This is a genomic window from Enterobacter cloacae complex sp. I1M, from assembly GCF_014982425.1.
In the GTDB taxonomy this organism is placed as follows: Bacteria; Pseudomonadota; Gammaproteobacteria; order Enterobacterales; family Enterobacteriaceae; genus Enterobacter; species Enterobacter intestinihominis.
The window spans coordinates 101,187-115,381 of the sequence record NZ_JADCLG010000002.1; the positions used below are offsets into that span (position 1 = coordinate 101,187).

Annotated in this window: 12 protein-coding genes; 4 read left to right on the forward strand and 8 right to left on the reverse strand. The window is 48.8% G+C overall.

Annotation, left to right across the window (positions count from 1 at the left end; translation table 11 throughout):
- Positions 1–42 precede the first annotated feature (42 nt).
- From INF86_RS00750 to silC, 5 genes are all read right to left on the reverse strand, one after another.
- A complete protein-coding gene (locus tag INF86_RS00750) occupies positions 43–483 on the reverse strand; it encodes a DUF411 domain-containing protein (RefSeq protein ID WP_000758225.1) in 441 nt (146 codons plus the stop codon).
- An 86-nt stretch (positions 484–569) separates the two neighbouring features.
- Positions 570–3,716, reverse strand: coding sequence for a Cu(+)/Ag(+) efflux RND transporter permease subunit SilA (gene silA, locus INF86_RS00755; RefSeq protein WP_000574029.1), 3,147 nt, complete (start codon positions 3,714–3,716; stop codon positions 570–572).
- A gap of 10 nt (positions 3,717–3,726) precedes the next feature.
- Positions 3,727–5,019 (reverse strand): Cu(+)/Ag(+) efflux RND transporter periplasmic adaptor subunit SilB, encoded by a 1,293-nt coding sequence (gene silB, locus INF86_RS00760; RefSeq protein ID WP_000157620.1) that lies wholly within the window; start codon positions 5,017–5,019, stop codon positions 3,727–3,729.
- 113 nt (positions 5,020–5,132) lie between these two features.
- A complete protein-coding gene (gene cusF / locus INF86_RS00765) occupies positions 5,133–5,486 on the reverse strand; it encodes a cation efflux system protein CusF (protein WP_001246155.1) in 354 nt (117 codons plus the stop codon).
- Between the two features lie 27 nt (positions 5,487–5,513).
- Positions 5,514–6,899 carry a Cu(+)/Ag(+) efflux RND transporter outer membrane channel SilC gene (gene silC, locus INF86_RS00770; protein ID WP_000475506.1) on the reverse strand — a complete coding sequence of 462 codons (1,386 nt, stop codon included), beginning with the start codon at positions 6,897–6,899 and terminating at the stop codon, positions 5,514–5,516.
- 189 nt (positions 6,900–7,088) lie between these two features.
- Between silC and silR the strand changes: the two genes are divergently transcribed.
- The 4 genes from silR (at position 7,089) to INF86_RS00790 (ending at position 10,417) form a co-directional block, all read left to right on the forward strand.
- A complete protein-coding gene (gene silR / locus INF86_RS00775; RefSeq protein ID WP_000697968.1) occupies positions 7,089–7,769 on the forward strand; it encodes a copper/silver response regulator transcription factor SilR in 681 nt (226 codons plus the stop codon).
- The gene (gene silS / locus INF86_RS00780) at positions 7,762–9,243 is read left to right on the forward strand and encodes a copper/silver sensor histidine kinase SilS (RefSeq protein ID WP_000555736.1); all 1,482 of its coding nucleotides are present in this window, start codon (positions 7,762–7,764) and stop codon (positions 9,241–9,243) included. Before silR ends, silS begins: the two co-directional genes overlap by 8 nt.
- Before the next feature lie 244 nt (positions 9,244–9,487).
- The gene (gene silE, locus INF86_RS00785; protein WP_000790485.1) at positions 9,488–9,919 is read left to right on the forward strand and encodes a silver-binding protein SilE; all 432 of its coding nucleotides are present in this window, start codon (positions 9,488–9,490) and stop codon (positions 9,917–9,919) included.
- A gap of 147 nt (positions 9,920–10,066) precedes the next feature.
- Positions 10,067–10,417, forward strand: a complete 351-nt coding sequence (locus tag INF86_RS00790; protein WP_000647571.1) for a DUF305 domain-containing protein — start codon at positions 10,067–10,069, stop codon at positions 10,415–10,417.
- Between the two features lie 168 nt (positions 10,418–10,585).
- On the opposite strand, the gene INF86_RS00795 is transcribed toward INF86_RS00790, so the two are convergent.
- The 3 genes from INF86_RS00795 to INF86_RS22320 form a co-directional block, all read right to left on the reverse strand.
- The gene (locus INF86_RS00795; RefSeq protein ID WP_001239419.1) at positions 10,586–12,412 is read right to left on the reverse strand and encodes an AAA family ATPase; all 1,827 of its coding nucleotides are present in this window, start codon (positions 12,410–12,412) and stop codon (positions 10,586–10,588) included.
- Between the two features lie 563 nt (positions 12,413–12,975).
- Positions 12,976–13,275: a helix-turn-helix transcriptional regulator gene (locus INF86_RS00800; RefSeq protein ID WP_001097216.1), complete on the reverse strand. Its 300-nt coding sequence runs from the start codon at positions 13,273–13,275 to the stop codon at positions 12,976–12,978.
- Between the two features lie 352 nt (positions 13,276–13,627).
- Positions 13,628–14,195 (reverse strand): hypothetical protein (locus INF86_RS22320; RefSeq protein ID WP_227414706.1); only part of this gene is annotated, 568 nt, incomplete at its 5' end.

Below are 14,195 nucleotides of genomic sequence, written 5' to 3' on the forward strand. Positions count from 1 at the left end.
GAGTGCCTGCTACCGGCGTCCCGTTATCAGCCGTTCCGCTGACTATTCGATTCGCTGGAAGACTTTTTTACTTCCATCCGGTGAGAATGCGATAACATCGTAAGCCTCTTTTCGGGCTCCCATCTCCATTCCAGGACTTCCTGCTGGCATACCGGGGGTGGCGAGACCGTATATACCTGAACCAGACTGCATTGCCTTATGTATCGTTGTCGCAGGCACATGGCCTTCAATGATCAAATTACCGGCAACCGCGGAATGACAACTTCGCAGTCCTGCAGGAATAGCATGCTTTTCTTTCAGGGCTGACAGCGCCTGATCATTCATGACGTGAGTTCGTACTTCAAACCCGTCTTTTTCCATCGCCTTGCCCCACAGGGAACAACAGCCACAGTTTTCAGATTTGTACATATCAATCACTTTTTCACTCGCCATCGCGGGCAGTGAAAGGCCGAGAGCCAGCGCCATCAGAACCACTTTTTTCATACTCACCTCTGTATATTATCGATTTAAACCCTGACGTCAGGGTGAATCAGTAAAGAAGGACACCCACAGGGGGTGCCCTTTCAGGTTCAGGACACGCTTTTTTTATGTCTGCGCAGCCAGATTAATTTGTAGGCGGCAGGAATAATGAACAGGGACAGCAGCGGAGCCGTGATCATCCCACCAATCATGGGTGCCGCGATACGGCTCATGACTTCTGAACCTGCACCGGTTCCCCAGAGTATTGGCAGCAGACCCGCAATGATCACCGCCACGGTCATGGCTTTCGGCCGGACACGCAGTACGGCACCATGATAGAGGGCTTCATCAAGGCCTTCCGGTGTGAACGTCTCTTTACGGGACAATTCCGGGTGCGCTTCAATGGCATGACGCAGATACATCAGCATGACCACGCCAAACTCTGCTGCCACCCCGGCCAGAGCGATAAACCCCGTTCCGGTTGCGACAGACATATGGAAGCCCTGCCAGTACAGGAACCATATCCCGCCAACCAGGGCGAACGGCAGGCTCATCAGGATCAGCAGGGCTTCATCAACCCGGCGGAATGCCAGATACAACAGGATGAAGATGATCATCACCGTCATCGGCACCATCAGCTTCAGTTTCTTGTTGGCATGCTCAAGCAGTTCAAACTGTCCGGAGAATGACACGCTGGTACCCGGTCTCAGTTTCACTTTCTGACTGATCGCCGTTTTAATGTCATTAACCACCGACACCATATCCCTGCCGCGCGCGTCAATGTAAATCCAGCTGGCTGGACGGGCATTTTCCGTTTTCAGCATAGTCGGCCCGGAAACGACCTTAATATCCGCAACATCGCCCAGCGTGATCTGCTGCTTCATCGGGGTCAGGATCGGCATCTGTTTCAGGGCCTGCGGGCTGTTCCGGTAATCCTGCGGATAGCGGATATTAATCGGGTACCGGGCCACGCCTTCAACCGTTTCCCCTACCGTCGCGCCGCCGATGGCTGATGAGATGAACAGCTGCACATCGCCCACCGTCATTCCGTAGCGGGAGGCTTTTTCCCGGTTGATATCCACATCAATGTAGCGCCCGCCTTCCAGTCGCTCTGCGAGAGCAGACACTACGCCGGGTACGGTTTTGGCGACCGCTTCGATACTCTGCGCCGTTGCATCGATATCGGACAGAACCGTTCCGGACACCTTGATACCTATCGGGCTTTTGATCCCGGTTGAGAGCATATCAATACGGTTACGGATTGGCGGCACCCAGAGGTTTGCCAGCCCCGGTAAACGGACAGTCCTGTCGAGTTCTTCAATAATCTTGTCAATCGTCATGCCTGGACGCCACTGATCCTCAGGTTTGAGCTGGATCGTGGTTTCAACCATTTCGAGCGGTGCGGAATCCGTGGCGGTCTCTGCTTTACCGGTCTTGCCAAATACAGAGGCCACTTCAGGAACGCTTTTGATTAACTTGTCCGTCGTCTGCAGGAGCGCTGCAGCTTCAGCCGGAGAGACACCCGGCAGGGTCGACGGCATATACAACAGGTCGCCCTCGTTAATCTTCGGCAGAAACTCACCGCCCACCTGGCTCAGCGGCCAGATAACGGTGAAAATGGACAAGGCCGCAACCAGCAGGGTTGTTTTTGGCCAGTGGAGAACCCGCAACAGCAATGGATGATACGCTTTGATCAGTACCCGGTTCAGGGGGTTACTGGTCTCTGCAGGAATTTTCCCCCGGATCCAGAATCCCATCAGAATCGGAATGACGATGATGGCCAGCGCGGCCGCGCCCGCCATGGAGTACGTTTTCGTGAATGCCAGCGGGCCAAACAGACGTCCTTCCTGACCTTCCAGGGTAAAGATAGGAATAAAGGACAGGGTGATGATCAGCAGGCTGATAAACAGTGCGGGTCCCACTTCAACGGAGGCATCGGTAATCACCTTCCAGCGGGTGGCGTTGTCAATCTGCTCACCCGGATGCTGATGATCCCACTCCTCAAGCCGCTTATGCGCATTCTCAATCATCACAATGGCGGCATCCACCATCGCACCGACGGCAATCGCTATCCCTCCCAGCGACATGATATTGGCGTTCAGTCCCTGGAAGTGCATGACGATAAAGGCGATACACAGACCAAGCGGCAGAGAGATAATCGCCACCAGGGCAGAACGTACGTGCCACAGGAACAGGGCACAGACGATGGCCACCACGATAAACTCTTCCAGAAGTTTGGAACTGAGGTTATCAATCGCCCGGTCGATGAGCTGGCTGCGATCGTAGGTGGTCACGATTTCAACGCCTTCCGGCAGGCTGGCCTTCAGCGTCTCAAGTTTATCCCTCACTGCCGTGATAACGTCGCGTGCATTTTTACCCGACCGCAGGATCACCACGCCGCCAGCGACTTCGCCCTGGCCGTTCAGCTCGGCAATACCACGCCGCATTTCAGGCCCGGTCTGCACGCGGGCAACATCCCGCAGATAAACCGGCACGCCGTTCTCGCCTGTTTTCAGGACGATGTTATTAAAATCATCAATGCTCTGAAGATAACCGCTGGCACGGACCATATACTCAGCTTCGGCCATTTCAACGGATGAGCCACCGGCCTCCTGGTTAGACGATTCAAGGGCCTGTTTCACTTCGGGCAGGCTGATACCATACTGAGACAATTTTACCGGATTGACCTGAATCTGGTACTGTTTCACCACGCCGCCAACCGAAGCGACCTCAGCCACGTTCGGGATGGTTTTCAGCTCAAATTTCAGGAACCAGTCCTGCAGAGAACGCAGTTCTGAAAGGTCGTGTTTTCCGCTGCGATCGACAAGGGCATATTCAAATATCCAGCCCACCCCCGTGGCGTCCGGACCGATTTCAGAACTCACACCGGCGGGCAGTTTTCCCTGTACCTGGTTCAGGTACTCCAGCACGCGGGAACGGGCCCAGTACAGATCGGTGCCGTCTTCAAAAATGACATACACATACGAATCACCGAACTGTGAAAAACCACGCACGGTTTTTGCGCCAGGCACGGACAGCATGGTGGTGGTAAGTGGATAGGTGACCTGGTTTTCTACAATCTGCGGGGCCTGGCCGGGATAGCTGGTTTTGATAATGACCTGCACATCTGACAGGTCAGGCAAGGCATCGACAGGCGTGTTAATAATCGTCCATGTGCCCCAGATGCTGAGAAACAGGGCCCCCATCATGACCAGGAAACGGTTGGCGACAGAGCGCCGGATAATCCATTCAATCATCGTCGTCTCCTCAGTGCCCTGAATGCATATTTACAGGCTGGTCAGACATTGCTGGCATACTGCTTTCTGTTTTTTCAGGGTGGCGCATACGTTCCAGTGCGCCCGTAATATTGGCTTCAGAGTCAATGAGGAACAGGCCACTGACCACCACGGTATCGCCTTCATTCAGGCCGGAGCCGATGCCGGACTGTTGCTGTGACTCATGCAGAACGTGGATCTGTTTCGGCACAAACTTGCCTTCATCATCAACAGTAATCACGCGCTGTTCTTTGCCGGTATCGATAACGGCCTGGCTTGGTATCAGCAGCATCTCCTGGCTTCTGGTATTCAGTTTCAGATAGGCATTCATGCCCGGCTTGAGAAACTCATCCTTATTAGAAACCTGGAGACGGACCTGAAGCGTACGGGTTGTCTGATCCACGCTGGGAAGAATATTCCATTTTTCGACATGGAATGTTTTATCCGGATAAGCCGGTACCGAAATTTCAAACTGCGACGTATCTTTCAGCAGATAGGCGATAGATTCTGGCACTGCAGCGCTGATCCAGACCGGGTCCATTCCCTGAATCTGAGCCACCACCTTATCTTTCGAAATATTCATGCCGGTGCGCAGGTCAAATGCAGTAATGACACCATCAATAGGTGCTTTAATGGTAAAACGGGTCTGAATGCTCCGGGTAGAACGCAGTCTCTGAATATCCTCTTCCGGCATACCTGCCAGGCGAAGCCGTTCCAGAACGCCTTTAATTTGCGTGGAAGTACCACCGGTGCTGGATAACAGAAGGAATTCACTCTGTGCTTCCACCCAGTCCGGAATGGTAATATCGATAAGTGGCGTCCCCTTCTTCACATGATCGCCAATCGTCATGGGGTAGACTTTTTCGACAAACCCGTCAGAACGCGCCTGCACAATAACAAACTGATACTCGTTATAGCTGACATTAGCCGGGATTGTCTGAGAATAATTCAGCATTCCTCGCGTGACTTTTTGCGTTTTTAATCCCAGATTCTGAACCTGGGTTGGGTCGATACGGATCCCGCCACTGCTTTTATCGCCACTGTCATCAGCATATTTTGGCACCAGGTCCATATCCATAAAGGGCGATTTTCCGGGTTTATCAAATTTGGTATCCGGTTTCATTGGGTCATACCAGAAAAGCACCTTTCGTTCCGGTGCCTTTTGTTCTGTTTTTTCTGTCTTTTGTGCTGAGTTTACATACTGCCAGGCAGTAACCGATATCAGCCCCCCTGCTATGAGGCTGCTGATAATTATTGCAGCATATTTTATCTTTAAAGAAGCCATACAATTTTCCGCTAAAAAATCAAAACACCTGGCATATGCGCCTGACGGTTAACTCACACATATACCTATGTGAATGTACAGGCGCACAGGATGTAATCGCTCCGGACAGCCAATCAGGACTGCGTCACGTTAATGCTTTTGAGTAAGGAGATATTGCCCTGCTGAATAAACGAGAAATCGACATGGTTGCCTGTTTTCAGGGCATTAATAGCATCGTCTGCATTAACAAAAGTAAAGCGCATGGTCATTGCAGGCCAGCCCACCGCTGGAATTGCTTCATGCGAAATGGTGATTTTCTTAGTATTCATATCAATGTCTTTAACGACACCGGTGCCCTTGATAACTTGCTGTACCGAAGCATCACTGGCAGTATTCATATCGCCATGCTGATGTGTTTCAGCATGAAGACCGGCAGAAAACATGACAGAGAAGGCACCAAATAAAACGGCTTTAAGTGAATTACGCATTTTAATTTCCTGATTAATTAAATAAATTTACTCTACCCAACCGCCACCCAGCGCGGTAAACAGATTAATTTCGTTAACCTGCCGGGAATAGGTAAGATCGAGAATGGTTTGCTGGGTAGCGAAGAGGGAACGTTCTGCATCCAGCACTTCGATGTAACTGACAGCACCACTTGCATACAATCCTCTGGCACGCTGGAGAGTTATCTGAAGTGAATCAAGATAACGCTGCTGTGACTCAAGTTGCTGGCTAAGGCTGTCGCGCAGCGCAAGCGTGTCGGAAACATCCTTAAAGGCTGACTGAATTTTTTGTTCGTAATTAACCACCGACTGTTGCTGGCGAATTTCAGCCAGCTTCAGATTGGCTTTATTCCTGCCAGCATTAAATATAGGAATTTCAATTTTAGGGATAAAATTCCACATTCCACTTCCTGACGTAAACAGGCTGGACAGCTCCGTACTGCTTGCGGAAAGACCACTGGTCAGGGTAATTGAGGGGAAAAAGGCCGCTCGCGCTGCGCCAATATTGGCATCAGCCGCTTTCAGCTGATATTCCGCTTCCATAATATCCGGTCGCTGCAGCAAAATTTGTGAAGACAGATTTGGTGGCAATTTTACTGGGGCTATCTCCCCGCCTTTCATCCCTTTTTCTGACGGAAGTGCGCGGTACGTTCCCAGCACCAGTTGCAGGGCATTGTTTGCCTGAGCCAGATCGCCTTCTCGTTTGGCTATTTCGGCGCGGGTACTTTCGATTTGTCCTCGCGCCTGTTCAAGTGCCAGAACGTTCGTACTCCCGGTCACGAGCTGCTGCTCAACGAAAGCATAGGACTGTTGATAATTTTTCAGCGTTTCCCGCGCAATACGAAGTTGTTCGTACGCCAGTTGCTGGCTGAAATAGCTTTGTGAAACGTTGGATACCAGCAGGATGTGTACGGCCCGACGGGCTTCTTCGCTGGCAAAGTAGTTCTGGCGATCAGCATCACTCATGTTCTTAAGTTTGCCGAAAAAATCGAGCTCATAGCTGAGCTCCAGTCTCGCGTCGTACTCCTGTGTGGTCGGCTTGTCACCTTTCAGACCACCGCTGTATGTTATCCCGGATGAGGCATTCAGCTGGGGATAACGATCTGCATCCGTGACGTTGAACTGGGCTCGGGCCTCTTCAACCTTCAGGGCAGCCATTCTCAAATCACGGTTATTAGTCAGAGCTTCACCGATCAACCGGGTAACCTGGGGATCGACAAAAAAGTTACGCCAGCCCGTATCCTGATAGCCATTTACCGCTGGCGTCAGGCTGTTATGGGACAGTGAAAACTGCTGGGGTACCGGTGCTGCGGGCCGCTGATATTCAGGCGCAAGCGACACGCAGCCTGCCAGGATGAATATCGTGCTAATGCTGAGTAATTTTAATTTGAACATAACGCTTCTCGTCCAGGCAGACCTGGTAAATGGTTCAAATGAAGTCCAGAGTATTGATAGGGGTACTTTACCTAACGCTCTCTGTTTGCCGGGTGACAGGATAATGACAATGTTGTCATTTTTGCTGTAATCCGTTGATAACGATCGTGGGCGCAATAGAATGACATTAGCAGCCAGCCGGGGAGCAAGATGAAAATATTGATCGTCGAAGACGAAATTAAAACAGGTGAATATCTCAGCAAAGGGCTTACAGAGGCAGGGTTCGTAGTGGATCACGCTGATAATGGTCTTACCGGATATCATCTCGCCATGACAGCCGAGTATGATTTAGTCATTCTGGATATCATGCTACCTGATGTGAACGGCTGGGATATCATCCGCATGCTGCGCACTGCCGGAAAGGGTATGCCGGTCTTACTGCTGACAGCCCTCGGCACGATCGAACATAGGGTCAAAGGACTGGAACTGGGTGCGGACGATTATCTGGTTAAACCCTTTGCGTTTGCCGAACTGCTCGCCCGGGTGAGAACCCTTCTGAGGCGGGGAAACACGATGATCACGGAAAGCCAGTTTAAGGTGGCTGACCTCTCGATTGATCTCGTATCCAGAAAAGTCAGTCGCGCCGGAAACCGCATTGTGCTCACCAGTAAAGAGTTCAGCCTGCTGGAATTCTTCATTCGCCATCAGGGAGAGGTTCTTCCCCGCTCCCTGATTGCCTCTCAGGTCTGGGACATGAATTTTGACAGCGACACTAATGCGATCGATGTCGCAGTAAAGCGACTCCGCGCTAAAATAGACAACGATTACGAGACAAAGCTGATCCAGACAGTCCGGGGCGTGGGCTACATGCTGGAGGTCCCGGATGCATAGCAAACCTTCCAGACGCCCTTTCTCACTCGCTCTGCGGCTGACCTTTTTTATCAGCCTGTCCACGATACTGGCTTTTATCGCATTCACCTGGTTTATGCTGCATTCTGTTGAAAATCATTTTGCCGAGCAGGATGTCAGCGATCTTCAACAAATCAGCACCACACTGAACCGTATACTGCAGTCCCCGGTGGATCCGGATGATAAAAAAATAAGCAAAATAAAGGAATCAATTGCCAGCTACCGCAACGTTGCCCTTTTGCTCCTCAATCCCAGGGGGGAAGTGCTCTTTAGCTCAGCTCAGGGGGCGGCACTACGCCCGGCAGTGAATTCAGCAGATTTTAGCGAGCACAGCCGCGCACGGGATGTCTTTCTCTGGACGGTGGAGGATCCTGCGGGACCGATGGATACCGGGTCCGAAATGAAGATGGAAACATACAGGATTATCGCCTCCTCTGGTCAGGCGATATTTCAGGGCAAACAGCAGAACTATGTCATGCTGACTGGCCTATCCATTAATTTCCATCTCCATTACCTCGATGCGCTGAAAAAGAACCTGATTGCGATTGCCGTCGTGATAAGCCTGTTGATTGTTCTGATCATTCGAATCGCTGTCCGTCAGGGGCACCTGCCCCTTCGTAATGTCAGCAATGCCATTAAAAACATCACCTCCGAGAATCTTGATGCGCGACTGGAACCGACACGCGTTCCCATTGAGCTGGAGCAACTGGTTATCTCGTTCAATCATATGATTGGAAAGATTGAGGATGTCTTTACCCGCCAGGCCAATTTCTCTGCCGATATCGCGCATGAGATCAGAACGCCCATCACCAATCTGGTGACGCAGACTGAAATCGCACTGAGTCAGGATCGAACACAGAGGGAACTTGAGGATGTCCTCTATTCCAGTCTTGAAGAGTATAACCGGATGACCAAAATGGTCAGCGATATGCTGTTCCTGGCACAGGCAGATAATAATCAGCTGATACCTGACAGGGTCATGTTTGACCTCAGAGCGGAAGTCATGAAAGTCTTCGAGTTTTTCGAAGCCTGGGCCGAAGAACGCAATATCACGCTCAAATTTAACGGGATGCCCTGCCTGGTTGAGGGAGATCCACAAATGTTCAGAAGGGCGATCAATAATCTGTTATCCAATGCCCTGCGTTATACCCCGGAGGGACAGGCAATCACCGTCTCAATAAGAGAGCAGGAGAGCTTTTTTGACCTTGTGATTGAAAATCCGGGGAAACCAATCCCTGAAGAGCATTTATCAAGGTTGTTTGACCGTTTTTATCGGGTGGATCCGTCCAGACAACGAAAAGGAGAAGGCAGCGGCATCGGCCTTGCGATTGTGAAGTCAATCGTGGAAGCACATCACGGAAGAGTGCAGGTGGAATCGGACGTACACTCAACGCGTTTTATCTTATCCGTGCCCAGACTGGAGAAAATGATTCCGGACACCCAGTGCTGGGAATAAAGATTTAAATGACAAAGATGTCATTAGCCTGTCATGCAGCAAACAGAAGCCATTCGATATAATTAGTGCAACTTATCAGGAAGGCTGGATTGCTTTATCAATATCCGGCGTCAGTGGACGCCAGGAAATGAATATCCAGTCCCCTCCCGGAGAAATAAACACTTCCGAACCTGTTTCAGTTATGGAACTGAAAACACCGGTTGTACTCCCCCGGACATCACTAATTAAGAAATGGAGAGTTATCATGAAAAATATCGTATTAGCATCCTTGCTGGGCTTTGGCTTAATTTCTTCGGCCTGGGCCACTGAAACCGTGAATATCCATGAGCGGGTCAACAATGCACAGGCACCTGCTCACCAGATGCAGTCTGCTGCGGCTCCTGTCGGGATCCAGGGGACTGCACCTCGTATGGCCGGTATGGACCAGCATGAACAGGCCATTATTGCTCATGAAACCATGACGAACGGGTCGGCGGATGCGCACCAGAAAATGGTGGAAAGTCATCAGAGGATGATGGGAAGTCAGACCGTTTCCCCTACCGGGCCGTCGAAGTCATTAGCGGCAATGAATGAGCATGAAAGAGCTGCAGTTGCCCATGAATTTATGAATAACGGTCAGTCTGGCCCACATCAGGCCATGGCCGAAGCGCATCGTCGCATGCTCAGTGCAGGCTGACGGCGAGGGAAGTATCTGTGCTGTCCTTATTTCCTTGATAGATTTTTCCGTAACCGGATATATGGCAACATCTTTGCCCCCTACAGGGGGCATTTTTATCAGATTCTGCTACAGTTAACGGGCATCAACGCTAAAAGGATATTTTTTATGAAAGCCAGAAACACTTTATTTGCAGTATTAATGTTATCCCTGCCAGCGATTTCAGCAGAACATTCAGAAATGAAAATGACTGATATGTCTACCTCGGCTTCGTCACAGGAATATATGGCTGGCATGAAAGACATGCATGACAAAATGATGGCTGCCGTAAATGAGTCCGATCCCGACAAGGCTTTTGCGAAAGGCATGGTAGCGCACCATGAAGGGGCAATAGCAATGGCTGAGACCGAGCTCAAATACGGAAAAGATCCGAAAATGAGAAAGCTCGCGCAGGACATCATTAAAGCTCAAAAAGGTGAAATTGAGCAGATGAATAAATGGCTTGATAGTCAAAAGTAAACATTGTAGAAATGTCACGACAAGCGTGATTTTACATCGTTCCTGGGCGCGGGAGTCGGTTAATCTTTATATAATTCAAACCCGATTAATTTCGGGTTTTTACTACTCTGTACTCCGGTCCTTTGTTGAGGACCGGAATATATGCACCTGAGATGCTTATTTAATACATTATCTCGTCATGGATACAATGTCGCTCAGGATCTCAACCAGCTCGCTTCTCTCCTGCGTTCCGTCATGATAGGTTGATCTTGAGATGATTCTTTCTGATGTCATCTGAGGCCAGAATTTATCTAGTACATTATCGGGTTTCATTCCCACAGCCCGGCCGATTATTTTTTTAGCGTCACAGGTGTCCGTAAACGTGACGGCTACACCAGTAATTTCCTCGATAAGATCCGGGCACAGATAGTTTTCTATCTCACGTTTGCGCGTAGCGAAAAATACCTTACCGGCCTCCTCTACTTCTTTTTTACGCTTCTGGATGGACAGAACCTGTGCAGGGTCTCCCCCAATATCGGAGTCCAGAAATACGCACCAGGGAAGCCCCAGATCTTTGGCCAGATTCAATGTAACCCAGTGTTTGACGCTACCACACCCTCCTATGAGGACTGGCACTATTTTCACGTCCTCCAGAGAGGCTGGCAGCGCACCTGACTGTTTTAATGAACTGGCCGCATGCCTCAGGAAAGTAACATCCGACTTTCCCTCTACCAGAACAATCCCCTGCGCCCTTTCCATACCGGTCTCTGGCAGCACCCCCAGGCTTTCAGTGGCTTCCTTCAGCACTGCGTCATCCGGCATTTTTACTACGGGTTCACCCGCCTCATTTCGGGTAACATAACGTACGCCTTCGACAGGGATTAATCCTGCCAGCGCCGGGACATGGGTGGTGACGATAATCTGACGGTGCGGCTGGCCTGCCAGTGCCAGTAACGCTTTCATCAGCATCATCTGATAGTTCGGATGCTGTGACGTTTCAGGCTCCTCTATGGCATAAATCACATTTCTGGGCGTCCCCGCGACATTCTTTTCAGCCTCAGCCCGAAAAAAATTCAACAGGATAAGCCTCCTTATCCCGCTGCCGCGCTTATTGATGGGGATGCCATTTTCCCCGTCCAGGGTGAAATTGAAGGTCCACTTGGGTTTCTCCTTAAATCGTGGAGTCAGTTCACTGGCGAGTTCGGGGGCCATTTCACGTAATTTATCCAGCGTTCTCTGTGCGACATCCAGGACGCTGTCCTGAATCTCATTTTCCAGCGCTGTAATTTTGTCCTGCAGCGCAGCCTGAGCGTCTTTTACGGCCTGCTGTAAGGGGTTTTTAGCTTCGGAATCCCCGTCGCTGCTTTCCCTGTCGGCTTTGAAAATCGCATACGTGGGCAGCAAATCGAGGATCTTACCCCATAATGATTTTGTGTCGGTTCCGAACTCTTTATCGACATCCAGCATAATTTCCGAACAGGTATAGGGGGCTGCGGCTTCCCTGATGGCCTGACGCCATAACGATGCAGTGCGTTTATCCGCCACATTTTTTTCAACTTCTTTTCCCACCGCCTTGAGCTCAGAAATTTTCATGCCCAGTAAATTTCTCAGGGGCTCCTCATCCGGGTGGATGCAGCGGATGCAGGTCTGCTCCGGTTTTCCTGAGGTCGTTGCTTTAAACGTTTTGACGATTTCAAAATTGCCGTCCTCATTCAGCAGATGTTCTGAGGCGAGCGTGGTCTGCACCCTGTCGTCGATCATGATAAAATCGGGCAGGTCATCAAATTCACAGGCTATTTCAAAACGGCCGTCCCCTTCTCTTAGGCTGAAACAGTTCATGTCATTCTTGTCAGCCTTCATTCCTTCTGTTTCAAAAAAAATAGCCAGCGCTTCCAGAAGCGTTGATTTCCCAAAGTCATTACGACCGACAATACCCGTCATGCTTTCATCAATAATGATTTCAGTAGAGTTTCTGTAGCCTCTGAAGTTTTTCAGTTTTAATTTTCTGAGCCGCATATGAAGTCCTGTGTGTAAGAAAGCGTTTTGCTGCAACCTGAATACAAAATATATTTTCAAATGCCTGCCAACAAGCAGGGATAACCGTTATTCAGAATATCTTAACGACATTTCGGGATTATGATCTGGTCGCGCTTTCAGAACTTTACTGCCCCTCAAAACACCGGAAACTAACTTGTGGTTGGTTACATGGCAAAGTTAAAACTCCAGAATCACGGGTAATGATTTCAATGCTTATTATATTTTTTGGAATTGACTCATGAGCTTTATAATTTAAATGATAATAATAACCATTCTTTTATGCGTAATATTTGCTACTGACACTGATGAATTTAAAAGAAGATAGATTTTCATTTACGGATTATTTCCTAAATTCATCGATAATGTGATCGACATAAAATTTTCACTGAAGAATGAAGAGATAATTTAAGGCCGAGCGAAATAGCTCAAAATGGTGTATTTAACATAACAGAAGAAATGAAAGGCTCTATCGCAACCTGATACTTCAGGCCGCTAAGGGGTTAATCTTGTTGAAGAAAAATTAGACCGGGAAGCGCCAGGCGTCACCATTTCTCCCGCCTGGCTGGAAGTGAAGAATAATTGTGCATAGCTCCGTATTCGGGCTTTGCATCTGACAATGGTTCCCTGGATGAAAGTACGATCTCCACTCCAAGGACGCTGAACACCCTAAACAAACGCTCAAAACCCGCACTTGCAGGGTTGGCCTCTAGTCGGGCATAAGTTTGCTGTGTTATACCCAAACGTTCAGAAACATCTTTTTGCGTCAGTCCATTGGCTTTGCGAAAGCCGATTAAAACAGGACGTAACTGATTCAAAGTCTTCAAAGCGTATTGAGTGTTCATAAGTGACCTTCCGTATCGACGAGTTAACAAGCATAACGCAGGGATTTACAGCATATAGGCTGTAATGCTCATTAACAGACTATAGGCTGTAATACGAATCCTGCCAAGATGCGGCATCTTTCAAATACAAGGCCGTATTGGGTAAGCAGTACACCGTTATATAGCACCCCTTGCCCCTTTGCTGGAGAGGGACCCACGTGATCGCAGGTCTTTTAGACGTTGTTGCTAACCGGCATCATACACAGGTGGTAACCCCCAGGGAAACTCTATGAGTGATAATTTATTCCTGCCCCAGTCAAAATATAAAACCTTATCTAACTAGCTTTCTTAGTATTTTATAAATGAAGTGAAATTAGCGAAGAAGTTTTACATTGTAAAGTGAGCAAAAATATTTACCATTCAACTGGCAAAATTTACAATCTGCAGCCCTTAGCCTGAGAAAATGCACATTAACAGAATAATCATCAAGTCCGATAGAGGCATAACTTACGTCCTCAAAAATATCAGAAATAAATGAGTTGAAATTACAAAAATTAACTTCACTTAACATCTTGAACACCGCAGAAATATATCTATCATGCATTATCTTGACTTCGATAACCTTAGATAAACTTGAATGCGACTTACATTTGAAGAGATCAAAGAGAAAGTAAATCAGCATATTTTTATTGTCCGAAATCCATTTTAAAATTTTATTACGTGCACATGGTAATATATACACTGGATTTTTGAAAGGGTTTGAAACGTCAACCACAAGGGAACAATAACCATGAGGATTTATTCCACTTATAATTAAGTCACTAAGTCCTTTCACTGCATTCAAATAGTTATCAAAACAAACCTCATATAAACTGGTACTATGAACTGCACATTTAGATTCAAACAACCATCTATGACGCAGATAACCAATGCCTTTAGAG

Coding starts and splice junctions, on each gene's coding strand:
- INF86_RS00750 (WP_000758225.1), bottom strand. CDS start 483: ATGAAAAAAGTGGTTCTGATGGCGCTGGCTCTCGGCCTTTCACTGCCC.
- silA (WP_000574029.1), bottom strand. CDS start 3,716: ATGATTGAATGGATTATCCGGCGCTCTGTCGCCAACCGTTTCCTGGTC.
- silB (WP_000157620.1), bottom strand. CDS start 5,019: ATGGCTTCTTTAAAGATAAAATATGCTGCAATAATTATCAGCAGCCTC.
- cusF (WP_001246155.1), bottom strand. CDS start 5,486: ATGCGTAATTCACTTAAAGCCGTTTTATTTGGTGCCTTCTCTGTCATG.
- silC (WP_000475506.1), bottom strand. CDS start 6,899: ATGTTCAAATTAAAATTACTCAGCATTAGCACGATATTCATCCTGGCA.
- silR (WP_000697968.1), top strand. CDS start 7,089: ATGAAAATATTGATCGTCGAAGACGAAATTAAAACAGGTGAATATCTC.
- silS (WP_000555736.1), top strand. CDS start 7,762: ATGCATAGCAAACCTTCCAGACGCCCTTTCTCACTCGCTCTGCGGCTG.
- silE (WP_000790485.1), top strand. CDS start 9,488: ATGAAAAATATCGTATTAGCATCCTTGCTGGGCTTTGGCTTAATTTCT.
- INF86_RS00790 (WP_000647571.1), top strand. CDS start 10,067: ATGAAAGCCAGAAACACTTTATTTGCAGTATTAATGTTATCCCTGCCA.
- INF86_RS00795 (WP_001239419.1), bottom strand. CDS start 12,412: ATGCGGCTCAGAAAATTAAAACTGAAAAACTTCAGAGGCTACAGAAAC.
- INF86_RS00800 (WP_001097216.1), bottom strand. CDS start 13,275: ATGAACACTCAATACGCTTTGAAGACTTTGAATCAGTTACGTCCTGTT.